Origin of the sequence: Chryseobacterium antibioticum (assembly GCF_012927325.1) — a bacterium.
Lineage (GTDB): Bacteria > Bacteroidota > Bacteroidia > Flavobacteriales > Weeksellaceae > Chryseobacterium > Chryseobacterium antibioticum.
On sequence record NZ_JABBGI010000001.1, the window covers coordinates 263119 to 290092 of the forward strand.

At 37.4% G+C, this 26974-nt stretch carries 27 protein-coding genes; 12 read left to right on the forward strand and 15 right to left on the reverse strand.

Annotated features, from left to right (window positions below; genetic code table 11):
• Positions 1-81: 81 nt before the first annotated feature.
• The 3 genes from rpsB to rplM all read right to left on the reverse strand — a co-directional run bounded on the left by rpsB (position 82) and on the right by rplM (position 1874).
• Complete coding sequence (gene rpsB / locus HHL23_RS01265) at positions 82-843, reverse strand: 30S ribosomal protein S2 (RefSeq protein WP_169233020.1); 762 nt, start codon at positions 841-843, stop codon at positions 82-84.
• Positions 844-1025: 182 nt separating this feature from the next.
• A complete protein-coding gene (gene rpsI, locus HHL23_RS01270; protein ID WP_042722891.1) occupies positions 1026-1412 on the reverse strand; it encodes a 30S ribosomal protein S9 in 387 nt (128 codons plus the stop codon).
• A 6-nt stretch (positions 1413-1418) separates the two neighbouring features.
• Positions 1419-1874: a 50S ribosomal protein L13 gene (rplM, locus tag HHL23_RS01275; RefSeq protein ID WP_034706094.1), complete on the reverse strand. Its 456-nt coding sequence runs from the start codon at positions 1872-1874 to the stop codon at positions 1419-1421.
• Positions 1875-2220: 346 nt separating this feature from the next.
• Here rplM and HHL23_RS22395 point away from each other — a divergent pair, with 346 nt between their 5' ends.
• A complete protein-coding gene (locus HHL23_RS22395; protein WP_228464531.1) occupies positions 2221-3339 on the forward strand; it encodes a DUF3667 domain-containing protein in 1119 nt (372 codons plus the stop codon).
• Here the strand turns inward: HHL23_RS22395 and HHL23_RS01285 are convergent.
• Complete coding sequence (locus HHL23_RS01285; RefSeq protein WP_169233021.1) at positions 3336-3668, reverse strand: hypothetical protein; 333 nt, start codon at positions 3666-3668, stop codon at positions 3336-3338. The two genes, HHL23_RS22395 and HHL23_RS01285, sit on opposite strands and share 4 nt — an antisense overlap.
• Positions 3669-3853: 185 nt before the next feature.
• Here HHL23_RS01285 and HHL23_RS01290 point away from each other — a divergent pair, with 185 nt between their 5' ends.
• From HHL23_RS01290 to HHL23_RS01305, 4 genes are all read left to right on the forward strand, one after another.
• Entirely contained in the window at positions 3854-7201 is a 3348-nt protein-coding gene (locus HHL23_RS01290; protein WP_169233022.1) for a methylmalonyl-CoA mutase family protein, read from the forward strand.
• Between the two features lie 106 nt (positions 7202-7307).
• Positions 7308-8195: a hypothetical protein gene (locus HHL23_RS01295; protein WP_169233023.1), complete on the forward strand. Its 888-nt coding sequence runs from the start codon at positions 7308-7310 to the stop codon at positions 8193-8195.
• 84 nt (positions 8196-8279) lie between these two features.
• On the forward strand, positions 8280-8984 hold the full coding sequence (locus tag HHL23_RS01300; RefSeq protein ID WP_169233024.1) for a Dph6-related ATP pyrophosphatase: 705 nt from the start codon (positions 8280-8282) through the stop codon (positions 8982-8984).
• 274 nt (positions 8985-9258) lie between these two features.
• Complete coding sequence (locus HHL23_RS01305; RefSeq protein WP_169233025.1) at positions 9259-10428, forward strand: serine hydrolase domain-containing protein; 1170 nt, start codon at positions 9259-9261, stop codon at positions 10426-10428.
• On the opposite strand, the gene HHL23_RS01310 is transcribed toward HHL23_RS01305, so the two are convergent.
• From HHL23_RS01310 to HHL23_RS01320, 3 genes are read right to left on the reverse strand one after another with little or no spacing between them, the layout of a single operon-like run.
• Positions 10367-10981 (reverse strand): hypothetical protein, encoded by a 615-nt coding sequence (locus tag HHL23_RS01310; protein ID WP_169233026.1) that lies wholly within the window; start codon positions 10979-10981, stop codon positions 10367-10369. The two genes, HHL23_RS01305 and HHL23_RS01310, sit on opposite strands and share 62 nt — an antisense overlap.
• A 51-nt stretch (positions 10982-11032) precedes the next feature.
• The gene (locus tag HHL23_RS01315) at positions 11033-11758 is read right to left on the reverse strand and encodes a hypothetical protein (RefSeq protein WP_169233027.1); all 726 of its coding nucleotides are present in this window, start codon (positions 11756-11758) and stop codon (positions 11033-11035) included.
• Positions 11755-12078, reverse strand: a complete 324-nt coding sequence (locus HHL23_RS01320) for a PadR family transcriptional regulator (protein ID WP_076508939.1) — start codon at positions 12076-12078, stop codon at positions 11755-11757. The genes HHL23_RS01315 and HHL23_RS01320 overlap by 4 nt, the downstream gene beginning before the upstream one ends.
• Positions 12079-12161: 83 nt before the next feature.
• Here HHL23_RS01320 and HHL23_RS01325 point away from each other — a divergent pair, with 83 nt between their 5' ends.
• Positions 12162-12701, forward strand: coding sequence for a 2'-5' RNA ligase family protein (locus HHL23_RS01325; RefSeq protein ID WP_169233028.1), 540 nt, complete (start codon positions 12162-12164; stop codon positions 12699-12701).
• A gap of 44 nt (positions 12702-12745) precedes the next feature.
• On the opposite strand, the gene HHL23_RS01330 is transcribed toward HHL23_RS01325, so the two are convergent.
• Together HHL23_RS01330 and HHL23_RS01335 are read right to left on the reverse strand one after the other, a co-directional pair.
• On the reverse strand, positions 12746-14110 hold the full coding sequence (locus tag HHL23_RS01330; protein WP_169233029.1) for a T9SS type A sorting domain-containing protein: 1365 nt from the start codon (positions 14108-14110) through the stop codon (positions 12746-12748).
• A 2-nt stretch (positions 14111-14112) separates the two neighbouring features.
• On the reverse strand, positions 14113-14604 hold the full coding sequence (locus tag HHL23_RS01335; protein ID WP_169233030.1) for a hypothetical protein: 492 nt from the start codon (positions 14602-14604) through the stop codon (positions 14113-14115).
• A gap of 100 nt (positions 14605-14704) precedes the next feature.
• Between HHL23_RS01335 and ruvC the strand changes: the two genes are divergently transcribed.
• On the forward strand, positions 14705-15259 hold the full coding sequence (gene ruvC / locus HHL23_RS01340; RefSeq protein WP_169233031.1) for a crossover junction endodeoxyribonuclease RuvC: 555 nt from the start codon (positions 14705-14707) through the stop codon (positions 15257-15259).
• Between the two features lie 57 nt (positions 15260-15316).
• On the opposite strand, the gene HHL23_RS01345 is transcribed toward ruvC, so the two are convergent.
• Positions 15317-17212: a zinc-dependent metalloprotease gene (locus HHL23_RS01345; RefSeq protein WP_169233032.1), complete on the reverse strand. Its 1896-nt coding sequence runs from the start codon at positions 17210-17212 to the stop codon at positions 15317-15319.
• A 307-nt stretch (positions 17213-17519) separates the two neighbouring features.
• Between HHL23_RS01345 and HHL23_RS01350 the strand changes: the two genes are divergently transcribed.
• The 5 genes from HHL23_RS01350 (at position 17520) to HHL23_RS01370 (ending at position 22175) form a co-directional block, all read left to right on the forward strand.
• Positions 17520-18590, forward strand: a complete 1071-nt coding sequence (locus HHL23_RS01350) for a DUF4407 domain-containing protein (RefSeq protein ID WP_169233033.1) — start codon at positions 17520-17522, stop codon at positions 18588-18590.
• Positions 18591-18604: 14 nt separating this feature from the next.
• Positions 18605-20467: an AAA family ATPase gene (locus tag HHL23_RS01355; protein ID WP_169233034.1), complete on the forward strand. Its 1863-nt coding sequence runs from the start codon at positions 18605-18607 to the stop codon at positions 20465-20467.
• Between the two features lie 132 nt (positions 20468-20599).
• Positions 20600-21190 (forward strand): phage tail protein, encoded by a 591-nt coding sequence (locus tag HHL23_RS01360; RefSeq protein ID WP_169233035.1) that lies wholly within the window; start codon positions 20600-20602, stop codon positions 21188-21190.
• Positions 21191-21196: 6 nt separating this feature from the next.
• On the forward strand, positions 21197-21880 hold the full coding sequence (locus HHL23_RS01365) for a T9SS type A sorting domain-containing protein (RefSeq protein WP_169233036.1): 684 nt from the start codon (positions 21197-21199) through the stop codon (positions 21878-21880).
• A 97-nt stretch (positions 21881-21977) separates the two neighbouring features.
• The gene (locus HHL23_RS01370) at positions 21978-22175 is read left to right on the forward strand and encodes a KTSC domain-containing protein (RefSeq protein WP_169233037.1); all 198 of its coding nucleotides are present in this window, start codon (positions 21978-21980) and stop codon (positions 22173-22175) included.
• Between the two features lie 90 nt (positions 22176-22265).
• On the opposite strand, the gene guaB is transcribed toward HHL23_RS01370, so the two are convergent.
• The 5 genes from guaB to HHL23_RS01395 form a co-directional block, all read right to left on the reverse strand.
• Positions 22266-23726 (reverse strand): IMP dehydrogenase, encoded by a 1461-nt coding sequence (gene guaB / locus HHL23_RS01375; protein ID WP_169233038.1) that lies wholly within the window; start codon positions 23724-23726, stop codon positions 22266-22268.
• 197 nt (positions 23727-23923) lie between these two features.
• Positions 23924-24424: a DUF4252 domain-containing protein gene (locus HHL23_RS01380; RefSeq protein ID WP_169233039.1), complete on the reverse strand. Its 501-nt coding sequence runs from the start codon at positions 24422-24424 to the stop codon at positions 23924-23926.
• Between the two features lie 12 nt (positions 24425-24436).
• Positions 24437-25717 (reverse strand): DUF4252 domain-containing protein, encoded by a 1281-nt coding sequence (locus HHL23_RS01385; protein ID WP_169233040.1) that lies wholly within the window; start codon positions 25715-25717, stop codon positions 24437-24439.
• A gap of 66 nt (positions 25718-25783) precedes the next feature.
• Positions 25784-26455 carry a hypothetical protein gene (locus HHL23_RS01390; RefSeq protein WP_185194844.1) on the reverse strand — a complete coding sequence of 224 codons (672 nt, stop codon included), beginning with the start codon at positions 26453-26455 and terminating at the stop codon, positions 25784-25786.
• On the reverse strand, positions 26430-26939 hold the full coding sequence (locus HHL23_RS01395) for an RNA polymerase sigma factor (protein WP_169233041.1): 510 nt from the start codon (positions 26937-26939) through the stop codon (positions 26430-26432). The genes HHL23_RS01390 and HHL23_RS01395 overlap by 26 nt, the downstream gene beginning before the upstream one ends.
• Between the last annotated feature and the right edge of the window lie 35 nt (positions 26940-26974).

Sequence of the window (26974 nt, forward strand, 5' to 3'; positions counted from 1 at the left end):
AAATACAAAATTCCATACCAGATACAAAAAAAAACGCTGGACAAGATCCAGCGTTTTTCCTATATTAAAGAAAATCTTTAATTATTCAGCATCGAAATCAGCATCTGTTTCAGCAGATACTTTTTCTCCTTCTTCTTTAGATTTTTCTTTATCAGCTTTTCTTTGAGTCTGACCTTCTTTGATAGAATCAGAAACAATGTTCAAGATCATATCAATAGACTTAGAAGCATCATCGTTTCCTGGGATAACGAAGTCAACTTTTCTTGGATCAGAGTTTGTATCAACAATACCGAAAACTGGAATCCCTAATTTCTTAGCTTCAGTTACAGCAATATGTTCTCTCATGATATCTACAACGAAGATCGCAGAAGGAAGACGAACCATGTCAGAGATAGAACCTAAGTTTTTCTCTAAGTTAGCTCTTTGTCTGTCTACCTGTAATCTTTCTTTTTTAGATAAAGTTTCGAACGTACCGTCTTTTTTCATTTTGTCGATATGGTTCATTTTCTTTACAGCCTTTCTGATTGTAACGAAGTTCGTTAACATACCTCCCGGCCATCTTTCTGTAATATAAGGCATATTAAGTTCAGAAGCGTGTTTTGCAACCACTTCTTTCGCTTGCTTCTTAGTAGCTACGAAAAGAACTTTTTTACCTGCAGAAGTTAATTTTTCTAAAGCACTACAAGCTTCATCTAATTTAACTGCTGTTTTATGTAAGTCTACAATGTGAATACCGTTTTTCTCCATAAAAATGTATGGAGCCATATTTGGATTCCACTTTCTAGTCATGTGACCGAAGTGTACGCCAGCCTCTAAAAGGTCTTTTACATTTGCTTTTGCCATGTTTTCTGTTTTTGTTAGTTTACTTTCCGCTTCTTATGCAATCAACGACTTCTTTAGATGGGAGAAGCGTTTGGATGCTAAACGTAACGGGCAATTTTTTGTTTTGATAAATAGATTTTAGACATAAGATAACAGACCAAAAAAATTCTGAAATCTGAAACCTTGTATCTGAAGTCTGAAAATTAACGTTTTGAGAATTGGAATCTCTTTCTTGCTTTTTTCTGACCTGGCTTCTTTCTTTCCACCATTCTTGCATCTCTCGTAAGTAAACCAGCAGGTTTCAAAGCTAATCTGAATTCAGCATTGATTTCGCATAAAGCTCTTGAAATACCTAATCTGATAGCTTCTGCCTGACCTGTATTTCCACCACCGAAAACATTTACGGTAACGTCATACTGACCAACAGTCTCAGAAAGGATAAACGGCTGGTTCAATTTATAAACCATAACGTCTGTAGAGAAATAAGTTGCAGCATCTTTACCGTTTACTGTAATGTTACCAGAACCTGGTCTTACATAAACTCTCGCTACAGAAGTTTTTCTTCTTCCGATTTTGTGAACTATAGACATAATTAATTATTTAAATTCGTTAACATTAATTGTTTTAGGCTGTTGAGCTTCATGTTTGTGCTCAGTTCCTTCATATAAATAAAGGTTCTTTAATAAAGCAGATCCTAATCTATTTTTTGGTAACATACCTTTTACAGATTTTTCCAATACTTTTAAAGAATCTTTCTTCTGAAGTTCAGCCGCAGTCATAGACTTCTGTCCACCAGGGTAACCTGTATGCCAGATGTAAGTCTTATCAGCCCACTTATTTCCGGAAAGCGTAATTTTCCCAGCATTCAAAACGATAACGTTATCACCACAATCTACGTGAGGTGTAAAGTTCGTTTTGTGCTTACCTCTCAAAATCTTTGCAACCGTAGAAGCTAGTCTTCCTAACGGCTGTCCTTCAGCGTCTACCACAACCCATTCTTTATTAGCAGTAGCTTTGTTCGCTGAAACAGTTTTGTAACTTAATGTATTCACACGTTTTAGTTAAAGATTAAACATAATTTTCCCCTAAAAGGGTGTGCAAAGGTACAAATAATTTTCGTAACCCGAAAACATATTTTATTTAATCTATACAAGCCTCCTGTTTTGCCTTTGCTTTAATAGATTTACCTACAATCCCTTTTTTGGCACAGAACTTGTAAAATGAATGACCGATGAAAAAAAACATTTAGAAGATTCTAAAAACACAAGTGATAAAAGAAAGAGTTTTATTCCTAAACTCTTTCTTTATTAACTTTTCTTAAAACATATCCCTAAAAGCTTATCGATCTATTATTTTATATCGCGAAATATTTATATTTGCGCCAAAACCATACGATCCATGAGCCACGGAAAAACAAGAGAAGATAAAACCTGCCTGAACTGCGGGCATGAGGTTGAAGAAAGATTCTGCCCACACTGCGGACAGGAAAATATTGAAAGCCGCCATCCTTTTTATTATCTCTTCACTCACTTTTTTGAAGATTTCACCCATTATGACGGACAATTCTGGGGAACGATGAAAAATCTGCTTTTTAAGCCGGGAAAACTCACCAAGATTTATCTGGAGGGAAAAAGAGCACAATTCGTACCTCCTGTGAAACTCTATATTTTCATCAGTTTTGTGACATTTCTATTTATTTCATTCCAGATAGCAGATGTAGATTTTGGAAAACAGGGAGTAGAAACAGGGGAAGTCACCAAGAAAGAAATTCAAAAACAAGTTTCTGAAAATGAATCTGTCCGGAAGCTCATTAAAGATTCTAAGGATATTGCCATTGCTGATTCTCTTACAGGCGGCGCATTGACCCAAGCCCTTGATTCTACCAAAACAGGAAACGAAGCCCAGCTTAAAAACAATGATGTAGACGTCGAGAAAATCCTTAAAAGCAAAAGCATTACACAATCTCTTGGATTACAATCTATGGCTGATTTTGACAGGAGAGAAGAAAAAAACGGACACAAATTTGAACTATTCCGCCCGTTTCTTGCAAAGATTTTTGAACTGGAAAAAAAAGGTCATTCTACAAGTGAAATTACCGATATGTTTATAAAGAGTTCAATTCACAATTTACCGAAAGCCCTTTTCCTGTACCTTCCTTTGTTTGCTTTTCTGCTATGGATATTCCACAGTAAAAGAAAATGGTGGTACTTTGACCATGGTGTTTTTACACTCCATTATTTTTCCTTTTTACTGCTTCTCATACTGCTGCTTTTTGTAGTAACTAAACTGTTGAGCTATTTTGATGAGAGTACTTTTGCATCGGCAATGAAAGGTCTTCTTATTACATCAGCTATTGTCTATGCCGGATGCTACTTTTTTATAGCTCATTACAGAACGTACAGAACGCACCCTGCTCTTACGATTTTAGTCGGTGCCATTCTGTTTGCCATCAACACCATGCTATTCAGCTTTTTATTGATGGGATTAGGAATCATCAGTTTTCTGTTTCTGCATTAACGGCGCAGAGATTTGTTTGCTCTGAAACTTGCAATTAAATAATACGCTACAAAAACCGTAGAAAATTTAAGTATTGAAGGAATCGCCAGCTCTAGGCTAAATAGAAATGTTCCTATCAATACCAGAACTCCCATTGCCACAAAAGAAATACCTAATTTTTGGGGCAGTGTGAAATTGGGGGTATCCAGATAATACGCAATTCCCCAAGCGATCCCAAAAGCCAGTGCATAATATATATCAAGACCGATATTCGTAGAACTGTAAAAAAAATAATTGATCAGGAAACTAAGAACCGTTCCTAACGCAAAGTACATCAAAGCCTTTTTCATACTATATATATTATGGTGCAAAAATAGAGAATTTACTTGTCATTATTAAACGAATGATTGTTAAGTTGGGGAAATAACAACCACCCACTTATAAACAACTCCTTTAAAATCAATTTATTAAACAAAACCAAAAGGTTCTTATTTTATTATTATATTTGAAAATTCAGAAATTTTCTAGATTTTTTATGGAAACCCAAAAATATACTCCAACTCACAAAGTGAGAATCGTAACTGCGGCGTCATTATTTGACGGGCACGATGCTGCGATTAATATCATGCGCCGTGTGATCCAGGGAACAGGATGTGAAGTCATCCACCTTGGCCACGACAAATCAGCAGAGGAAGTTGTTAACACAGCGATCCAGGAAGATGCCAATGCTATTGCTTTAACCTCATATCAGGGAGGTCACAACGAATATTTTAAATATATCTACGACCTTTTAAGAGAGAAAAACTCTCCGCAAATCAAGATTTTTGGTGGCGGTGGCGGTGTAATTCTGCCTGAGGAAATTGAAGATATCATGTCTTATGGAATCGACAGGATTTATTCTCCGGATGACGGCCGTGAACTTGGTTTACAGGGAATGATCGATGACTTGGTTAAAAGATCAGATTTCGCCACAGGAAAAGAAGTAACAGCAGATGATCTGGATTTAATTAGTTTTGAAAACTCTACCAGCATTGCGAAAATCATTTCTGCGGTAGAAAACTTTTCTGACGAAAAACCTGAACTGGTAAAAGCCATTGACGAAAAATCGAAAGATTTAAATATTCCGATCATTGGTATTACTGGTACTGGTGGTGCGGGAAAATCCTCATTAACAGACGAATTGGTAAGACGTTTCTTACGTTCGAATACTGATAAAAAAATTGCTATCATCTCAATTGACCCTTCGAAAAAGAAAACCGGAGGAGCCCTTTTGGGAGATAGAATCCGTATGAACGCGATCAATGATCCGAGAGTGTATATGCGTTCAATGGCGACGAGAGAGAATAACGTTTCCGTTTCGCCTTTCATCCATTCTGCTTTGAATGTCTTGAAACTGGCTCATCCGGATGTGATCATTCTGGAAACTTCGGGTATCGGGCAATCCGGTTCAGAAGTTTCAGATTTTGCCGATGTTTCCATGTATGTAATGACTCCTGAATATGGAGCTTCTACTCAGTTGGAAAAAATCGACATGTTGGATTACGCAGATTTGGTTGCTTTAAATAAATCTGACAAACGTGGCGCTTTGGATGCACTTCAGGCTGTAAAAAAACAGTTCCAGAGAAACCATTTGTTGTGGGAAAGTCCATTGGATGACATGCCGGTTTATGCAACAAAAGCATCTCAGTTCAACGATCATGGAACCACTGAGTTATTCAACAGACTGATCGAAAAAGTAAATGAAAAATTCTCAGCATTAAATCTGCAAGGTTTTGTTGAACAGGAAATTACCGAAGAAGTAACGATCATTCCTCCAAAAAGAGTTCGTTATTTATCTGAAATTGTTGAAAACAATAGACAATACGATGCTAACGTTGAAAAACAGGCTGCATTAGCCAGAAAAATGTACCATATAGAAGGCGTGAAAAGCTTCCTTACTAATGAAGTTTTAGAGGCTGAATACCAAAAAGCTGAAAAAGACCTTCAGCAGGAAAATATCGACTTCCTGAAAACATGGGATGACACGAAAGACGCTTTCAAAGCTGAGTTTTATTCCTATTTTGTACGTGGAAAAGAGATCAAAGTTGAGACTTCAACAGAATCTTTATCCCACTTAAGAATTCCTAAAATTTCACTACCAAAATATACGGACTGGGGCGATCTTATCAAATGGAAAGGTCAGGAAAACCTTCCGGGAGGCTTCCCTTACACCGCGGGAATTTACCCTTTCAAAAGAACAGGTGAAGATCCGACAAGGATGTTTGCAGGAGAAGGAGGTCCGGAAAGAACCAACAGAAGATTCCACTATGTTTCTGCAGAAATGGATGCCAAACGTTTGTCAACAGCGTTTGACTCTGTAACTTTGTATGGTCAGGATCCTGCTTTACCTCCGGATATTTACGGTAAAATCGGAAATGCGGGGGTTTCTATTGCCACATTAGATGATGCTAAAAAGCTATATTCAGGTTTTGATCTGGTGAATGCAATGACTTCGGTTTCTATGACGATCAACGGACCTGCTCCGATGTTGCTGGCTTTCTTTATGAATGCTGCCATTGATCAGAATGTTGAAAAATATATTGCTGAAAACAAACTTGAAGCTAAGGTTGAAGCTGTTTTAAAAGCAAAATTTGATGACAGAGGTTTAGAAAGACCAAAATATAACGGAGAATTACCTCCTTCCAATAATGGTTTAGGATTAAAACTATTGGGAATCACAGGAGATGAAGTTATTCCTGCTGAAGCTTACGCAGAAATTAAGGCTAAAACCATTGCTACGGTTCGTGGTACGGTTCAGGCAGACATTTTAAAAGAAGATCAGGCTCAGAATACCTGTATTTTCTCTACTGAATTTGCTTTAAGACTGATGGGTGACGTTCAGGAGTTCTTCATTACAGAGAAAGTAAGAAACTTCTATTCCGTATCGATTTCAGGGTATCATATTGCTGAAGCTGGAGCCAATCCGGTTTCCCAGCTGGCATTTACACTGGCCAACGGTTTCACTTATGTGGAATATTATCTGAGCCGTGGAATGGATATCAATGATTTTGCACCGAATTTATCTTTCTTCTTCTCTAACGGTATCGACCCTGAATATTCAGTGATCGGACGTGTAGCCAGAAGAATCTGGGCAAAAGCCATGAAACTGAAATATGGTGCAGACGAAAGAAGCCAGATGTTGAAATACCACATCCAGACTTCAGGACGTTCGCTTCACGCTCAGGAAATTGATTTCAACGATATCAGAACGACGCTTCAGGCGCTTTATGCTATTTATGATAACTGTAATTCTCTTCACACGAATGCGTATGACGAGGCCATCACCACTCCTACTGAGCAGTCTGTAAGAAGAGCAATGGCAATCCAGTTAATTATCAATAAGGAATTAGGGTTAGCCAAAAACGAAAATCCATTACAAGGTTCATTCATTATTGAAGAATTAACTGATCTTGTGGAGGAAGCTGTCTATACAGAATTCGACAGAATTACGGAAAGAGGCGGTGTTCTTGGTGCTATGGAAACCATGTACCAGCGTTCTAAGATCCAGGAAGAATCTATGCATTACGAATGGTTGAAACATACAGGAGAATATCCTATCATCGGGGTGAATACTTTCCTTGGAAAAGACGGTTCGCCAACGGTTCGTCCGGGAGAAGTGATCCGTTCTACTGAAGAGGAAAAGCAGGTTCAGATTGAAACGCTTCATAATTTCCAGAAATCAAACGAAGATAAATCTGAAGAAGCTCTTAGAAAGCTACAGTATGCGGCCATCAACCAGCAGAATTTATTTGCCGTGATGATGGATGCGGTGAAATACTGTTCTCTTGGACAGATCACCAACGCTCTATTTGAAGTGGGTGGTAAGTACAGAAGAAATATGTAAGCCCGTGTCGGGCAGACAGTTTATACTACTGTTTTAAATTATAAATCAAACCTCAAGGAAATTTCTTTGAGGTTTTTTTTGTATTTTTATTCTAAAGTTGACCATGATGAAAAAAGAATTTCAGATTAAAGAACCATGTTCTGTAGGCCGTGAAAATATGCAAGAGATTAGCGGAGGAAGTTTCTGTGATCTTTGTTCAAAAAAAGTACATGATCTCACCGATAAAACAGATGAGGAAATTAAATCAATATTAAAATCAAATGAATCTGTATGCGGAAGAATACAGGCTTCAAGATTATATTTTACAGAAGAAAAAACAAAAACAACTTATAATTTCTTTGAATTTCCCTTTAGAAAAATAGCCGGCGGAGTTTTTCTTGCTGCTATGTTTTCATCCAATCTCAATGCACAGCAAAAAATAAGTGACACTTTAAGGAATGAAGTCTTAGATGGACTCATCGTTTATGCACAACGTTCTGATGATGATTCTGATAGGGACTCTTATTATACCCCGGTAAACAAAACAATAAATATTAAATTTTCAAGTGATAAAAGTGCTTTAGGAAACTATACCATCAGCCTTCTTACCCTTTCAAAAAAATACAGCTCTGAGGGTCATTACGACAACATTAGTATTCCCGAAGATAATCTCAGTTTCCAAAATATCTTCGTAGTTGAAACTGCACCCAATTACAATTATAAAGATTTAGAACACAATCAGTTCTACTTTTCGGTCAATAATAGAAGAATAAAAGAACATTCAGCTTTAATCCTGAATATGAATGAAGCAAAGAAAGTAGAATTTAACCCGAAGAACAGAAACACCTTATACTTTCTGGATGGAGAGGAAATTTCCAAAGAAGAATATGAAAAAAACAAAAAAAATAAGGACATTGACTCCTATTTTTTATCCGAAATCTTTGCTGAAGAGCTTTTAGGAAAAGAATATGACCTGGAAGATGGAATTGTGGTTTCATATCGCAGAAATGATTAATTCAATTAAAAAAATAATAAAACGGAACTTCATCGCAGATCAGCTTTGAAGTTTTTTATTTTGAATATTTACTATGTTTGTGGGATGAAACCAAAAGCCGTATTCAACTGGAGCAGCGGAAAAGACTCTACTCTTGCCCTTTATCATGTTTTACAGGAAAACCGTATCGAAGTAACCACTCTGTTAACCAGCATCAACGAAGAGTTTCAGAGAATTTCTATGCACGGTGTTCATGTTTCACTTTTGGAGAAGCAGGCCGAAAGTTTGGGACTTCCTTTAATTAAAATGGAACTCCCCAAGGAACCGTCTATGGATGAATACCGGGATCTGATGAATAAGACCATGTCGGAAATTCAGGCGATGGGAATCACCCAATCTGTCTTTGGAGATATTTTCCTGGAAGACCTCCGAAAGTATCGGGAAGAGCAGCTACAATCTATCGGAATGGAAGCCGTTTTTCCTCTTTGGAAAAAAAACACCACTGATCTTATCCACGAGTTTCTTGATCTTGGTTTTAAAACGATCGTTACCTGCGTGAATGAAACCTATCTTGATAAAAGTTTTGCAGGCAGAATAATTGATCAAGACTTCATCCGTGATCTTCCCAAAAATGTTGATCCATGTGGAGAAAACGGAGAATTTCATACGTTTACTTTCGACGGCCCTATCTTCAAAGAACCCGTGCAGTTTGAAATCGGGGAAACGGTAAAGAAAACCTATCCTAAAGCCGATGCCGAAGATAAGGAAGGAGAATATATTTTCTGGTTCTGTGATCTGATCCTTAAATAAAGTCTGGGGAAGCTTCTTTTTACCCGAATTAAAACCAGAAACCTGTTTTTAAGAACAAAAATGACGTTTATTATATTTCAAAAGATTTTGTGAAGTTTTCCCCAACTGATGAAAGTCTTAATGATCTGTTCATTGCTTTTGTAAAAAAGGAGTAACGGATTACAGTGTTTTCCCTTTATCACCAATAATATTTCATCATTCCCGCCCTTTAACATTGAGCGGTTTTTCTTATTTTTGGTAGACAATGCTGTAAAAATTTATTTCCCATCACAAAATGACAAAAAAAATCTCTTCTTTTCTTTTATTTATTTTTCTCGTATCCGGTTTAATTTCATGTAAAAATGAATTGGTTCCCCCCCCTAAACCCATTAACAAAAATGCGGTCATCGATTCTACGATTACAGCTTTCCAGACCACTCTTTTGGAGCAGCAGATTGATTCTGTTTTTAAAAAATATGATTTCAACGGAAGTATCGCTGTATTTAAAGATTCGCTGCAGTTGTACAGAAAAGAGAACGGCTATTCAGATTTTAAGACTAAAACAAAAATGGACAGCAGCACTGTTTTTGCCATCGGTTCTGTAAGCAAGCAGTTCACTGCAGTACTTATCCTTCTTCAGGTGGAACAGGGGAAACTGAATGTTACCGATAAAGCATCAAAATACCTTAAAGAATTTCAGACCAAAGAATATGAAAATATCACCATTCACCAGCTTTTAAACCATACTTCAGGGCTTAATATGTTTGGAGGAAAACTGATGTTCAAAAGTGGTTCAGATTTTTTCTATTCTAATGATGGTTTTAATGCATTGGGGAAAATTGTAGAAGCCGTCTCCGGAAAATCGTATGATGAAAATGCTCAGGAATTGTTCAAAAAAGTGGGGATGACCAGTTCTTCTACCGCAAGTCTTTTTGAAGGCTCCAATTTTGCCAACGCTTATCTGGGTAATGGAAAAAACGCTGAAGCAGTTCCCAATATGCCGAAACGACTGGCTGGAAAAGATATAGGAACTCCAGCAGGCGGCGTTCTTTCTACAATAGACGATCTTCACCTTTGGAACAATGCCCTCTATGGCGGAAAGATCCTGAAACCTGAAACGTTAAAGCAGTTCAGTTCTAAAAGCGCAGAAAGACATCATGCTATTCTGGGTAAAATGGGTTACGGTTACGGAATTATGATGAATATTGGAAAACCTGAATGCTTTTTTCACAGTGGCTACGTCAAAGGCTCTCCGTCTCTGAATATTTATTATCCGCAAACCAAAACATCGGTAATTATTCTATCCAATATTGCGGATGAAGAAAAAGGGAAGAGTTTAACCTTCCGACCGCATGTTGAAGTTAAAAAGATCACAGACAATCTTGAAAACATCTTGTTACAGCTTAAATCAAAACATTCACTTTCTTTGCATTCCAATATAGAAGCTGAATCTGAACAGCAGTAGCGAACAAAAAGAAAGGTTTTATCATAACAGAAAGAATCACTTTGAAATCCTGAAAGAAGAAAGAAGTACATCCAATCACCACCAGCCCCACGAACAGATTTTTTAACAGCAAAGGATGGAAACTGATTTGTGTATAATGGTACAACTTCATTTTTCTGAAGATAAAATTATATCCCGAAAGCCCTAATATAACTGCAAAAGCTACCATTTGCACCTCATTATAAAGATCAGGTTTTATATAGAGTAAAATTAAAAAACAAACGGAACTCAGTAAAGCATATCCTGTCATCTTTCTGAATCTGTTCTGAAGAATATCTTTCTCAATTCTTGAGACTTTTCTGGCTGAAAGGAAGTCAGCTTTTACCAATTCAAGCTCGTATTTCCAGTTTGTTTTGGCTTGAAGAAAAGCCTCCTGAAAACCCAAATTATTTTCGCCCATCAGGTTGGTGATCTGAAGCATAAAATGGTCTTTGATTTCCAACAGCAGCTTTTGATCCAGTTTTTTTGAAAGAAGATACTGGATGATCTCTATTTCCTGTGCAGTATTTATCATGTTAACAATTCAGGTTATTATATTATTTTAAAATCAGTTTTTTAGTGTATATTAATTATTCGCAGGCTGAAGAAAATCCTGTAGTTTCTTCAGAGATTTTTTATGCTCAAAGAAATTGAATAATGTAAAGATGACAGCAGTCTGCAATACGAAAGGAATGATTAATGTGACAAGAACTCCAAAGATCTCTGTGGTATTTTGAGTTCTGAAAAACTGGTAAGCATAATGTCCGTTTTTTCCTACGATTTGTACCATTGCAGCAGTGCTTCCAACCATAAGTCCTACATTTTTCTGATACATTGTATAGAAGCATGTTCCTTTATACTTAAAGTCCGCTTTCATGTATTTCCAAATCTTTATATTGAAAAGCCAAACCGCAACCAACGCCAGCAGGAACATCCCGTTTAGTAATCGGAAAAACATCTGGTAGTCTTCCTGATTTTTTGAAAGATAGATCAGCAAAAGATTAACTCCAAAGGAAATAAGACCGCCTATAAACGATATTTTCAGCAGATTTTTGTATTTTTCTTTTATGATCCTTTTTGCAATCAAAGGAAGCTTTACAGGGGAAAATAAGATATAACTCACCATTTTAAATTCTCCGTCCCAGGATTTCTTCACTTTCAGAAATGCGTCTTCAAAATTTAGATTTTCATTGATCTGGACATCTAAAATCTGAGATACCATGTGATCTTTGATTTCCAGTAAAATATCAAGCGGTAGCTGTTGAAAAATAAGATAATCTGTAACCTGATTTTCCTGTGTTTCAGTCATCATATGTTAAAAATGGCATTTAGATTTAATAAATAGCTTTTCATTTCATTCTCCTGAACAGCCTGATCTTTTTTCCCTTTTTCAGTCAAAAGATAATATTTCCGGTCTCTTCCGTTGATCTTTTGAACCTCTGATGTGATCATCCCATCATTCTCCAATTTATGCAACAGCGGATACAACGCTCCTTCCGTCATTTCAAGCTCTCCTTCTGTAAGTTCTTTTGCCCGCTGGGTTATTTGATAGCCATACATCTTCACTTCTTTTGAAAGCAGTTTTAGAATAATGTTCTGGAGTGTTCCTTTATAGAGGCTGTTCTTTTTCAAATGATGTTATTTTAATACCTTACAAATCTATGCATAATTTTCTTATGTATATAAATTTTATCAGAAAAAATGTATTTTGTTGTATGAAAAAAATGTATTTCATTGCGGTTTATCCTCCTCAGGAAATCATTGAAGAGGTAAAAGCATTTAAAAAAGATCTGGCCCTGAATTACGACAATTCAAAGGCGTTGAAAAATGATGCACACATCACTTTATTCCCTCCTTTTTCCAGAGAGCTTGAGCTGGAAAGCGATATTCATACGGCTTTTCAAAAAATAGATACGGATCTCCCTCCTTTTGAAATTACACTGAATGGTTTTGGAAGTTTTCCCAATCCCAAAAATCCGGTTCTTTTTGTACAGCCCGAACACAATGAAAATTTAAATATTCTTCATCAAAGAGTAAGACAGTATTTCAATTTCATCAAATATTCCTTCACCCCTCACATGACTGTTGGATACAGGAACCTTAGTTATGATAATTACCTGAAAGCGTGGGAGATTTATAAGCATAAAGAATTTAAAACTAAATTTACAGTTGACAAAATCACACTTCTCCGCCATGATCAGAAATGGGTTCCCATTGCGGAAAAGAGGCTGATAGGAAACGTCAACGAACAATGAATGCCGCCTTATACAAGCGGCACTCTATTTTGAATATTATTAATTTATTCTTTAATGATTTTCTGGGAAATGAACATTCCTTCATTTTCATAAACATTCACAAGATAGGTTCCAGCCGGAAGGTTTTTAATATCCACCCAAATCGTTGAACGGTCTTTAAGCTCTGATTTTCCCTGAATAAGTTTTCCGGAAGCATCATACAGTTCAACCTTTGGATTTCCAGAAAAATCCTGTTTTCCTCTGATAAAAAATTCACCATCTGAAGGATTTGGATATATACTGTATCTTCTTTCTTCTGCCTTTATGTCGGTCATTTTTCTAGCTGTTGATTTATTCAGGGTCCAGGTGACATTGGTAAAATGAACGGTACTGTGGTTATTCACCTTAAGCAGCGGATTATTATCGTTAACGGAAAAGATCAGGGTATTATTTCCGGCGTTCAGCTGGGAAGGAGAAATGGTAATTGTATTGGCGGTTGATGCCAGCAGTGTTCCATTCAGTTTCCAGGAATTGACCAGCGTATTGGGAATCGGAAGAATTTCATTAACGGTAAATGTTACATTAGAATTGGCATTAACCGCTGAAGTATTAGCAGGTGTATAAGAATCCACCGGAGATACCAATGAGTGAATTTTTTCAATAATAGCTTCTTTACAGACGGAACAGAACTGTTGATTCAGATACCTCATCTCACAACTCTGATGGGGACGGAACCATGAAGGGCTCTCAGTATAGGAATAAACACCTACTCCATTTGTTCCTACCCAGTTTTTCCACTTTACTGTAGCAGGATTGGATGTCTGGGTTTTGTTGGGAGATTCTCCTGAACCGGAAAACCAGTATTCATCAGCCAGCTTTCCGAACGAGTGTCCCAATTCATGAACAACAATTTCATTGGATGATCCGTTGAGCGAAGCAAATGCATAGGCACCACCACACCCTCCGTACTCAGTTGAGTTCCCTAACACATAGGTAATATCATAATCCGGAACATTAGCGGCAAGAACCTGACCTACTTTGTTGGTGGTGTTACTATACATACAGCGATGAACCCCGAAATCAAAGGAAGATCCAAGATAATTACTGGGATTAGAAACCGGAATTACAGGCTCTGTCACATCAGTGGCTGTCCCCGGATGTTTTACTCCGGAAGCTGTAGAAACCACTTTGACTGCATAGGCGTTAAAATAATTTTTATATTCCGTGTAGGGACTTTTTGTAAAAAGATAATTAACGGTAGCCTGCGCTGATGAAACGAAGGAAGTCTGCTGAGCAGTGGTAAAACCATCGCCTAACACTGCAATAATGATCCGTTTGTCATTTGTCCCGCTCTGAAGAAGGGGAACAGTCTGAAAAGTCTGTGCAGCAAAGCAGCTGCCTATCAAGAGGGCTAATAAAGTTTTTTTCATAGTTATAGTTTTTGGGTGAATAAAAGCTGTGTTCCTGATTCAGTTACTTTTTCGATTTTTACCATCTGAATCTGTTCAGAATAAGTATATCTTATGCTGAACTCTGCATTTTCAAGGGGTATTTTCTTTCTGCTGACTCCTTCTTTTTCATAGACTTCCATTTCCGGATGCAGCGGATTTTTCACCAACTGTTTGCTTACTTCTTTTCCCCCAGAATCGGATAGAATCACAATTAAATCTCCGGGTTCAACTTCACTTCTGTCAAATGAAGGGGTAAATTTCAGTCTTCCTTCGGTAATTTTCTTTTCCTGCAGGACAATTCTTTCTTTTCCGCCAGCTTCTTTATCGGTCTGAAAAAACAGATAAACAATCTTGCCTTCTTTCCAGATCTCAGCACCGGAAACCTTATCCCGGAAATAGCCTAACGTGCTGCTTTTCTGAAAACTGCATAACAGCAGTGCGGGAACCATCAAAAGATTAAGTAAATTTTTCATGACATTTTTATTTTAAAGTTATGAATATTTCCCAAGATGTTGAATATTTAAAATAATATTTTCTCAAATAAAAAAGTTTAGAATAGCCTATCTTTGAGCCATGATTTCAGAGAAGATAATTTTAGGTATTGACCCGGGAACGGCCATTATGGGTTTCGGCATTATTTCCATTAAAAAAGGTAAGATGGAAATGATTTCCATTCATGAGCTTATCCTAAAAAAATATCCGAATCATGAAACGAAGCTGAAATATATTTTTGACAAAACATTAGCCCTGATCGATGAATACCATCCTGATGAAGTTGCTCTTGAAGCTCCGTTTTTTGGGAAAAATGTACAGAGTATGCTTAAACTGGGCCGTGCTCAAGGAGTAGCTATGGCCGCAAGCCTTCACCGGAATATTCCGATTACAGAATATTCGCCCAAAAAGATCAAGATGGCCATTACGGGAAACGGAAATGCCAGTAAGGAACAGGTTGCAGGAATGCTTCAGAATCTTTTAAACTTAAAAGAATTTCCTACAAAATATTTGGATGCCTCGGATGGTCTGGCAGTTGCAGTGTGTCATCATTTTAATTCCGGAACTGTAGCCAGCACAAAATCATTCAGCGGCTGGGATAGTTTTCTTAAGCAGAACCCGGATAGGTTGAAATAGTATAAACGAAAAAAGCCCCTAAATTGGGGCTTTTTGTATGTTTGAAGGGTCTTAGACCTAATTGTTTAAGAATTTCTTTGATTCATTTTTATTCTTACCAGAGTAATTAATAATAAATGCTCCTTTCGTAAGTTCTTTTTCGATCTGGATTTCATTGCTTTTCATATTTCCTTTCTGGATAAGCTTACCGCTCATGTCATGGATCTGGTAATCTCCAAAAAATCCTTCTCCGGCTAATTTTAATTTATTCTCAGATTTCAGATAAACAACTTTTGACTCGGTTGCGTTATTTTTCACCTCAGAAATTCCTAAAACTCCGGTTACTCTTACCGCATAGTCTTCTACCTGCCCGTATTGAACTTGTGAACACGCAGTACCATCGGTAAGTGCAACTCCGTTGAATGTAGCTGCATCTACAGAAACTCTCATTCTTAAATAGGTATTCTTTACAGCATTAGCAGGAGGCGTAATTCCTACGGTAACAACTTTTCTTGCTCCTGATGCCATGGAAACAGACAAATCATTGACCACTAATTCAGATTCTTCAAATATTCCATTATTGTTATAATCAATCCATACTTTCGTCTTAAATTTATCTGCCTGGCCGAATCCGTTGTCATAAGTAACTTTCAGCTCAGTACTTGAGTTGGAAGGGATATCGGTAGCATATGCTGGTCTGATACAAGTAGCTGAAGCATAGTCTTCATAAAACTTTGGAGCAGGCTCATCTGAATCATATCCATTGGTGGTACTGCTGATCGTTCCGAACTGTACTCTTGAAGCTCCTATTCCAAAATTATTATTGGCTGGATTTACAATTCCCACCGGATTACACTGTGCAGCGACTACTGCAACCGGAGATGGAATCACAACGGCTGGATCTTGCCCCGCTGTTGAGGAGATCAGGTTCTTTCTGTATTCCATCATCAGCATGATCGCCCGATCTCTTTGTCCCTCTGTAAATTTACGGTTAGAATTAGTATAATTCATTACGTTATACTGTGTTCCGTCATAATTTTGCGTAGTACATGGGTCAACGCTGGCATTAGTCGGGACAGCAACACCATACATACTTCTTGAAGGAGATGTATCACAAACTCTGTCTCCGTCTGTTGCACAGTTATTATTTACAGGACATGTTGTCTGACTTGTGTAGTTCACTCCTTGGAAAGTATGGTACAGGCCAAAAGCATGTCCAAGTTCATGGGTCAATGTGGTATCATTCTGATTTTTAAGAGTGGCCACCTTCATAAAGCTTTCATAGAAATAGTCATAAGATTCAGGAAATCTTGCATATCCCATCAGCCCACCTGCATTTTGCTGCTGACCATCAAAGCCAATGACTACATAGATATTAAAATAAGATGTCTCAGGCCAGTGTGGCGCTAACGTTTTTATCTGGCTGTCACTTGCTCCATTTCCTGTAGAAGCAGACTTCACTCCTCTCGTATCATACAAAGGGATTGTACTTCCGTTATATCTTACAATACCGTTGGTTGGGGCACAGGTTGGAGATCTTTTAGCTAATACAAGCTTAAAAGGAATAACGTTTCCTCCGGTTGCTCCTGCTCCTTCCGGATAGAACCCGTTTCCGTACGTAGTAGCGTACATTTTATTCGCTCTGTCGATCCAATTGATCACATCCTGATCTGATAGCGTCAAATTTGAATTAGCCACAGCCCCTGATTCAATAACGTGTACTACAATTGGAATTTCAAAAGTTTGCCCTGTATACAAACCGTTCCAGGCCGTTGTTCCACCTACTTTGTTAAGAAAAGACTGCTTGTCCATATTTCTCAGCTTCGTCTCTACCTCTTCTCTGTTTTTCTTTAATTCTGGAAATCTAATGTCCATTTTTCTCATTTCCTCATCAAAACCACAAAAATGTTCAACATTTTGAGAAAAAGCATTAAAAAATAAAAAAAGCACTAAAAGAATACTTATTTTCTTCATTTTACAAATATTTTTTGATTTATTCAGCGCAAATATAGATATTATTTATCAAAATAATAAATGATATATTTATATTCTTGGGATATGTGTTTTTTTCTATGTTAAAACAATAAAGCCATTATATAACCATTAATATCAGGTTATACAATTTCCTCAATAATTACATTCCAGCCTAAATCCCCAACAATCAAAATAATACAATGTAAATCAATCAATTAAATAAAAACACCCAATTACTTGGCAAAACATAATACTATCTTTTACATTGGTATGATTTTTAGTACTACATTTGTATAAATTTTCAGGTATGAAAACAAACCAACAAACTATAAATCAAGCGAATCATAAAATAAATTGGTTCCAGAAGTTTCTGATGGTATGCTCCGGAGGAAACATTCATATTTTAAGAAAGACTCCTAGTGAATGGAATAAATTTTCGGGAATTGGAGGAATTGTACTGTTTACCGCAGTCTTTGCAACCCTATCTGCAGGATACGCTATGTATACAGTATTTGATAATGTGTGGACTTCCGTAGGATTTGGTATTCTTTGGGGATTAATGATCTTCAATCTGGATCGTTATATTGTTTCCTCTATCAAAAAAACAGGAACATGGTGGAATCAGATTTTAATGGCTGTACCGCGTCTGATTTTAGCAACGTTTTTAGGAATCATTATTTCAAAACCTTTAGAGCTTAAAATTTTTGAAAAAGAAGTCAATAAGCAGTTAAATACCATTATTCAACGAAATAAAAAACAACTTCAGGGTGAAATGAGCGGCAGAATTTTACAGCAAAGCGGACCGTTTGAAACAGAAAAAAAGCAGATTGCTGAAAAGACAGTACAATATCAAAAGGCATATGACTCAGCTGCTGTAGAACTTGAAAAAGAAATCCTCGGAAAACAGTCAGGGTTAACGAGTGGTAAAGAGGGCTATGGTCCCAATGCAAAACGTAAGCAGGAATTAAAGGAACAGCGACGTCTGGATCTGGAAAACTTCCAGAAGCAAAATGCACCAAGAGTTGAATATTTAGATAAAGAAATCTCTAAAGTTTATACGAATCTGGAAACTGAAAGGAAATCATCAGAAACCTTTGAGGATAAATTTAACGGATTTGCGGCAAGGCTGCAGGCATTGGATGAACTTGGAAAAAATTCAGCGATCATTGGGTTGGCAGCAGCTTTTATCATGGGACTTTTTATATGTCTTGAGATTTCTCCGGTCTTGGTGAAATTAATTTCCCATGTAGGACCTTATGATCACCTGTTAGAAAAGACAGAAAATGATTTCAGGCTTTATTCTAAAGAAAAAATTGAAAAAGGAAATGCATTGACCGATTTCAGAATCGACGATTTTAAGGATAATTTAAAAAAATAGCGTATTTTTCACGCATGATTATTGATAAAGAAGAGATCCAGAAGAAAAAGAAAAAGCTGGACGACTGCAAAGCATTCCTGAAAAAAGAATTCATCGGAATCGATAAGATTATTGATGATTTAATGGAATATATCCAGATCTGGTACCTGATGCCCGAAATCCTGACACGTCCCGTGGTAATCAATCTATGGGGAATGACAGGCGTAGGAAAAACAGATTTGGTAAGAAAAACTGTCCGGTTCCTGGAATTTCAAAACCGTTTCGTAGAGATAGAACTGAGCAACAATGATGAAACCACATGGAGCAAAAGTGTATCTGATATTTTCCAAAGCAACCGTCTCAATGATGAAAAACCCAGCATTGTACTCTTTGACGAAATCCAGCGTTTTAATACGATTGATCCTGATGGTACACCAGTACCACAGACAAAATTCACAGATTTCTGGGAGCTTTTAAGCGATGGCAGATTAAGCAAAAGAGAACGTGATGATCTTGAGCATTATCTGTTCTCCTATCTTTTACGCAAAAAGGAAAATGACCGACGCAAAAAGAACGGTGAGGCAGAAATGGATGAAAATCCATACCTGAACCTTTGGGATGCAAAAGAACTGAAGAAATACCTCAGCATGGAAGATGATGTGATGAGCATCATTGATATGAAAGAGGAAGATATGATCAAGCTTATCCTTAAGAAGCAAAAGGAAAAGAAGATTTATGAGCCGATAGACTATAGTAAAATGCTGATCATCATCAGCGGAAATCTGGATGAAGCTTTTCAGATGTCCCGGGAAACGAGCGAGGCAGATATAGACGCCAATATCTATCATGCCTTTACAAAGAAAATTACCGTTGTTGATATAAAAAATGCGCTGTCGAGGAAATTTCGTCCGGAACAGGTAGCCAGATTCGGAAATATCCATCTGATTTATTTTTCATTAAAAACAGAAGATTTCCAACAACTGGTTCAAAGGGAAATAAATAACCTCAAAACGAAAACAAAGTCAAAATTCGGGATCAGTTTGAAGGTCAGTAAAAACATCAATGAACTGATTTACAGAAATGGAGTTTTTCCTGTTCAGGGAGTACGCCCCGTATTCAGTAGTGTTGTTGATATTCTGGATACGAACCTCAGCAAATTTCTCTTTGAAGCGATCATCAATGATGACAAAACCATAGAAATCGACTATCTGGTAAAAGAGAAAACCATTTTGGGAAAAGTGGGAAAACGTATCATCAGCATTCCTTATACAGGAAGGATCGACAGTATACGCCAGTCCAACCAACAGGATGCGGTGGCCAACATCAGCGTTCATGAATGCGGACATGCCATTTCGTATATGTTACACACAGGTTTTGCACCGCTACAGCTAAAGAGCAAAGTTGCCAGCAGCTATGCCGCAGGATTTACTTTCCCTCACCAGATTCATGATACCAAGGAAAGCCTTCTGCATAAAATTAAAATCTATCTGGCAGGAGGTATTGCTGAAGAAATTGTCTTTGGTGAAAATAACGCAAGTATAGGAAGAAGCCATGACAGAGAGCAGGCAACAGCTCTGGCCGCTGATTATATCAGAAAGTATGGATTCGATGAAGAGTATCAGGCCGCTTATAGCCTGGAAGATTATCCGCACCGTATGCAGCATGATATCACGGATAAGAAAATAGAAAAACTGATACAGGATCTGGCCAAAAAGACAAGAGAAGATCTGATTCTTCATTTGGACCTGTTGAAAGACATGAGTATTGAGCTCAGTAAAAAAGGAAGCATGCTGCCTAAAGAGATTTATGAAACCGCCAGAAAGCATCAATTGGAGGTAAGCATAAAAGAGGAAGGCTATCTCCACATTGCAGAGTACCATAAAATGCTGAATCCATAGATTAAAAATCCAACAGAACATAAACACACATTAATAAAATCCTACCTTTCAGTTAATTATGAAAGGTTTTTTGTTTATATAATTATTTTATATAAAATATTTTATAATTTTACATTACTTAAACTAATCATCATGAAAAACTTAATTTTAGCATTTACTCTGCTTGTAAGTGGGGCATTTACGCCTTCTTTAAAAGCACAAATGGATCCTTATCTTGGACAAATAATTTTTGTTCCTTATAACAGAACTCCCGTTGGATGGGCAGACTGCAACGGTCAACTCCTGTCTATCAACCAAAACCAAGCTCTTTTCTCCTTATTAGGAACAACCTTCGGAGGAAACGGGACCACTAATTTTGCATTACCGGACATGAGGGGAAGAGCACCTATCTCCCTAGGATTGGGTATCGGTAGCGCTAATAACTATGTAGTAGGTCAGACCGGAGGCAGCGAATCTGTTACTTTAACTCAACAGGAAATGCCATCCCACTCTCATACGGTAAACGCTGTAACGAGTGAAGGAAATCAGAATGCCCCAACCAACAGCCTTCCTGCAGATACGAAACTTTTAGACAAGGAATATTCTGATGCGGCAGCGAATACTACCATGAAGTCTACCATGATTAACCCGGCAGGAGGAAATCAGCCTCATGAAAACAGATCTCCCTTCCTTACTCTGAGATGCATTATTGCAACGCAGGGTATTTACCCATCTTTTAATTAATAAGTTATGAAAACTCTATACTTATTAGCCTTAGCTCTTGGAAGTTCAATGGCAGCACAGACCATTACTTTCAATGGATGCCATAATTTGTTTGACAATCAGAACTTTGTTTTCACGAAAAGCGGAGTTGATGCGTACAATAAAAACATTTATATCACCACCCCCGTTGACGGACAGCCTTGTAGCGGATTAGGAAGCTGCGAGTTTAAAATCCAGTGGAACAATACCCTTACCAGATGGGAATTTCTGGCTGACTCGGGTAATGGAACTTTCGTCAATCCCAATTTGATTTATCATAATTCAACAGGAAACGGCGCCAGCTCAAAACCGCCAAGCAATACATTTGGACTATGGGTAGAAAATACAGCGATAACAAATGGTCAGTGCGGAGGTAACCTTACAGCCACTAACTCTACAATGACAGGAGATGTTAGCAGTTCTCCACTTGCAACAGCGGATGTTACAAAATCTAAAATCCAGATCTTTCCAAATCCTGTTTCAGATGTGATTCGTATTTCAGGGATCGACAACGGACAGACTGTTCAGATCTATAATGTAGACGGAAGACTTGTAAAATCTGAAGCATTTGATCAAAAGATTGATGTTTCTCAGCTTTCTGCGGGAGTTTATGTTTTAAAAGTAACGACTAAAAGTTTTCAATCTCATGAATTCAAATTCGTTAAAAAATAAAAATACAATGTTTTTATAGCATTAATTGATTATTGATATAGCCTTCAGGAAATCTTGAAGGCTATTTTTTAGGAATATTTTTTGCTTGCTAAACAATATGCCATCAAGTGTTGTCAACAGTTATATTTATTTTCCGGAGACTGAGATCTTAAGAATTATCTATCAGTCCGGAGCTGTTTATGACTATCTCAAAGTACCGCTTTCTATTTCTGAAAAATTCAGAGAGGCCAGATCAAAAGGCCAGTTTTTGAATAACGTAATTAAGCGGAGGTATCGGTTTATTAAAGTCAGCTGACTGAAATTTTGCTATAAAACAGCTTAATTTGTTTGCATAAAAAATGCCGTACAATTTGTGTACGGCATTTTTATATTGAGTTTTAAAATTCTAAAAAGAATAATTCGGAGCTTCCTGAGTGATGATTACATCGTGCGGATGAGACTCTTTCAATCCACTTCCGGTAATCATAACCATTTTGGTGTCTTTCTGTAAAGCTTCAATATCTTTAGCACCACAGTATCCCATACCTGCTCTAAGACCTCCTGTAAGCTGGAAAATCACATCTTCCAATTTTCCTTTGTGTGGCACTCTTCCTTCAATTCCTTCCGGAACGAATTTTTTAGCCTCACTCTGGAAATATCTTTCTTTCCCTCCTCTTTTCATCGCGGAAAGGCTTCCCATTCCCTGATAAGACTTGAACTTTCTTCCCTGGAAAATAATTTCTTCTCCCGGAGCTTCGTCTGTTCCGGCTAAAAGTGAACCCAGCATTACTGCTCCAGCTCCACTTGCAATAGCTTTTACGATATCTCCTGAAAGCTTGATTCCTCCGTCAGCAATTACGGTTACATTCTTGGAAGCTGCATATTCGTAAACATTATAAATAGCAGATAACTGAGGAACTCCTACTCCTGCAACTACTCTCGTTGTACAGATAGAACCTGGTCCTACTCCTACTTTAAGAACGTTAGCTCCAGCTTCAATAAGATCTTTCGCCGCTTCTGCTGTTACAATATTTCCTCCTACGATATCCAGATCCGGATAGGTTCTTCTGATTTCTGAAATTTTATCCAGAACTCCTTTGGAATGACCGTGAGCGGAATCAATAGCTACAATATCAACACCAGCATTAACCAATGCTGCAATTCTGTCCATTGTATCTTCTCCTACTCCTACGCCGGCTCCTACGATAAGACGTCCTTTGTGATCTTTATTCGAATTCGGATATTCCAGTTGATTGTCAATATCTTTAATCGTAATTAATCCTACAAGTTTATTGTCCTGATCTACGATTGGAAGCTTTTCAACTCTGCTTTTCAGAAGAATTTCTTTTGCTTTCTCAAGGTTTGTATTTTTATCAGAAGTGATCAGATTTTCTTTCGTCATGATCTCTTCCACCTTCATCTCAAGGTTTTCCTGATATTTTACATCTCTGTTGGTAATGATCCCAATCAGGACATTATCAGCATCTACTACAGGAAGACCGGAAATTTTATATTTGGCCATTGTTTCCTTAGCCTCGGCCAAAGTATGATCTTTTGAAAGGGTAACAGGATCAGAGATCATTCCGTTTTCGGAACGCTTTACACGATTCACCTGGGCAGCCTGCTCAGCAATCGTCATGTTTTTGTGGATGAAACCTAAACCACCAACTCTTGCCAAAGCAATCGCTAAATCTCCTTCAGTAACGGTGTCCATCGCAGCTGAAACTATCGGAACATTCAGCGTGATTTTGTCGGTAAGTCTTGATTTTAATAGTACCTGGTTAGGTAAAACTTCTGAATAAGAAGGGACTAGAAGAACGTCATCGAAAGTGATGGCTGTCTCTACAATTTTGTTATGAATAGACATCTTTACTTTCTTTGCAAAATTAGGTTATTTCGACGAGATATGAAAATCCTTTTCAATAGTTTAAATAAAATTTAATAATCAATAACTTAAATCGAAAAACCGCTCTTATAAAGAACGGTCTTTCTGTACAAAATAATTAGTGTAGTATATGAAACTACTTGTTATATCTTTGATGCAACTTTAATCAGGAATAGAGATTACTTGTCCGTAGCTGCATTGATTACTTTTGAAATATCATCAGCCGTAAAGTTCCCTCTCACATCAACGAACACCAGTTCTTTATCCGAATTGACCGTGATCATCATATTTTTTATGCTTTCACCGTTCTGCTTGACTCTTACATTAACGTTTTCTCCATCATGTTTAATGGTTGCCCAGTCTTCAAAATCATTATCATTTAGATATTTGGAATAATCATTCAGCATGGCTTTACTCCCGTTATCTACTGTCATTACTTTTATCTTTGAGATTTTTTTGATTAATGCAATGACTTCCTCACTTTCGCCATCTTCCCTTAATGCCTTTTTGATAAAAGGTTTTGCGAGAAACACCGGTACGTTGAAACTTGCAAATTTCGCCTCTTTGTAATTAAATCCGGACTGTTTAAAGAATTCCATATTAGGTCTCCCTGAAACAATGCACGACTGAAGGATAAACAAGGCTAAGATTCCTATAAAAAAGTGTATTAAAGTTTTCATGGCTGTCAATTTTTAATCTATCGGTTTCAGAGTTCCTCCGGATATTTTGTTGATATTGGCTTCAATTTCAGGTCTTCCTTTATATTTTACCAATCCTCCTGAAGAAGCTCTTACCTTAAGTCTTCTGGAAACATTCACAGAAAGGTTGGCGCCTGAGGTAGCCTCCGCTTCAAGTTCGTCTAGTTTTAGTTCATCTGCTTTACACAATGCACCGCTGCTGATGTCTATTATTCCGGAATTCGCTTTTCCTTCAATGGCTGCATTGGATCCGCTGGAAGCTTTTACCATTACAGATCCTGCCGTAACACCCAGTCTTATATTCGATCCTGAAGAAACCGCAATATCCACTGCGTTGGTGATTTTAAAGTCTCCCTTTACATTAGCTCCGGATGACGCATCAATGCTCATGCTGTTTTCCGTTATAGAATTCACCACTCTGAAATTAGCTCCAGAAGATACTTTAATATTATCCATTCTTGGTGAAGAAATATTAACGCTCAAGTTTCTAAATTTTATATTTTTTTGCCCTTTATTATCTATATATACCTTAAGGACTCCGTTTTCCACCCTAGTAATTACGTACTGAAGTTTATCTGCGTCAGCAATTACCTTCACATTCGTAGGGCTTTCCTGTTTGAAAACGACATTAACACCTGTGCTTATATTAATTCCTGAAAACTCGCTTACATTTCTAGCTTCTCCGTTTAGGTACGAAGAATTATTCTCGGTGGTAAAGCTAGTTCTAGTATTGGTTCTAGTATTGGTTTTCGTTTCGCTGGAATTGATGATCTTGTTCACATCATCCATAGATAGTTTTCCATCCAGCATCACCAAGATATTCTCTCCTTTCCCTCCATCAATACTTAACAGCAGATCATCCAGTATTCCGTCTTTTGCTTCCGCAGAAAGAAATTTGATTTTTGCTCCGGAATTATTGACAGACATGATCTCGCTGTAATTCAGTGTTTTTAAATAGGATGCCACATCTTTATTGAGTTGTGACAGGTGAGTCTGAACCTGAATTCCTTCTTTGGTGTTGGCTTTCTCCGGATTTTCGGTGATAAGAATTTTTAATCCGTTAATTTTAGACAGCAGCGGCTTGATCTGATCCAGCTGGGAATCATCAATATTAAGACTGCTGAGCATGCCAAACATGGGTTTAGCAATTTTAATAGAGGTTACCCCTTCCACTTCCTGATATTTCTCAAAAAGCCTGTCGAACTTATCACTTTGCCCAGACACTGTAAAGAAATGGGAAAAGGCAAGTGCGAATAGTATGCATATTTTTTTCATGAGTCAATTTTTATTTTTTAAAGCTGATTAGTATTGCCTGATCAGGTGCATAATCTATTTTGTTTATTAATAATCGTCATCTACAACGGTTGGCTGAGCTAATTTTTCACTCACATTATTGGCAAATATCTGGAATGAATACTTAGTCACATTAATGGCTTCTTCTACATTATCGATTCTTTTACCATTTACAATAACATAGGAATTCTGGTAGCCTGTAGAGTCTTTTGAAGCTTTATGATTAAGAGAGGAATTGTTTACAAATCTCGGCTTCACTTCTTTTTTAAGCCTTCCTCTTTTCGGCAGAATCTCATCCATAACGTCTTTTTCCGCTACAGAATTCTCCTGAAATATAGAGTCTTTCTTTGCCCCGGAAATAGAATCGGTATGATTCACAGCCACCTGCTCCTGGTGGTCATTATTCTCTTCTATAAATTTTGATTTCTGTTTTAAAACCTCATTTTTTACGAATTGCTCCTTTTCAATAACCCCTGTACGGTAATCATTAAGGAAAAAGCCTACGCTGAAAAGAAGGATTAAACCTGCCGCCATCCAAAACCATTTCGGGAAAGAAGGTTTATTCTTCTGGATGGGAACAATGGGAGCGTCATGACTTTCAGAGTCGCTTCCTCCACCTTCTGCTTTCTGGAGAAAATCTTCAAAGCTCCAGTCCATTTTCTCTTCCTTTATACCCTGGAAGATCTCGTTGTATTTATTCTGAAATTGATCTTTGTTCATAGCTCATCAGTTGTGATATTTGTTCTTTTACTTTTTGTCTCGCCCGCATCAGATTTACTCTTACTGCGTTTTCTTCCATTTCCAGCATTTCGGAAATTTCCGAGACTTCATATTCTTCTACATCTTTCAGATGGATAACCATTTTCTGTTTTTCCGGGAGCTGATTGATAAATCCTATGATATACTCCTTCAGATTATTGATATCCATGCTGTATAATTCTGAGCGGTGAAGCTGCAAATCTGCAAATCCCAACTTTACATCATGGTGCTTCAACCGATTCAGGCATTCGTTCCGGACAGACTTCAAAGCATAGGATTTTAAATTTCCAAACTTCTCCAGTTCTTCCTTCTTCTGCCAGAACTTGATCATCAGGTCCTGCACCACATCCTCTGCCTCATCACTGCTCATCACAAATCTTTTCGCAAAACGATACATCTCGTCTTTGAGAATAAACACCGTATTCTTGAAAGTTTCTTGGGTCATGAGTTTTGTTTCTATTAGTAAGACAATTAAAATCT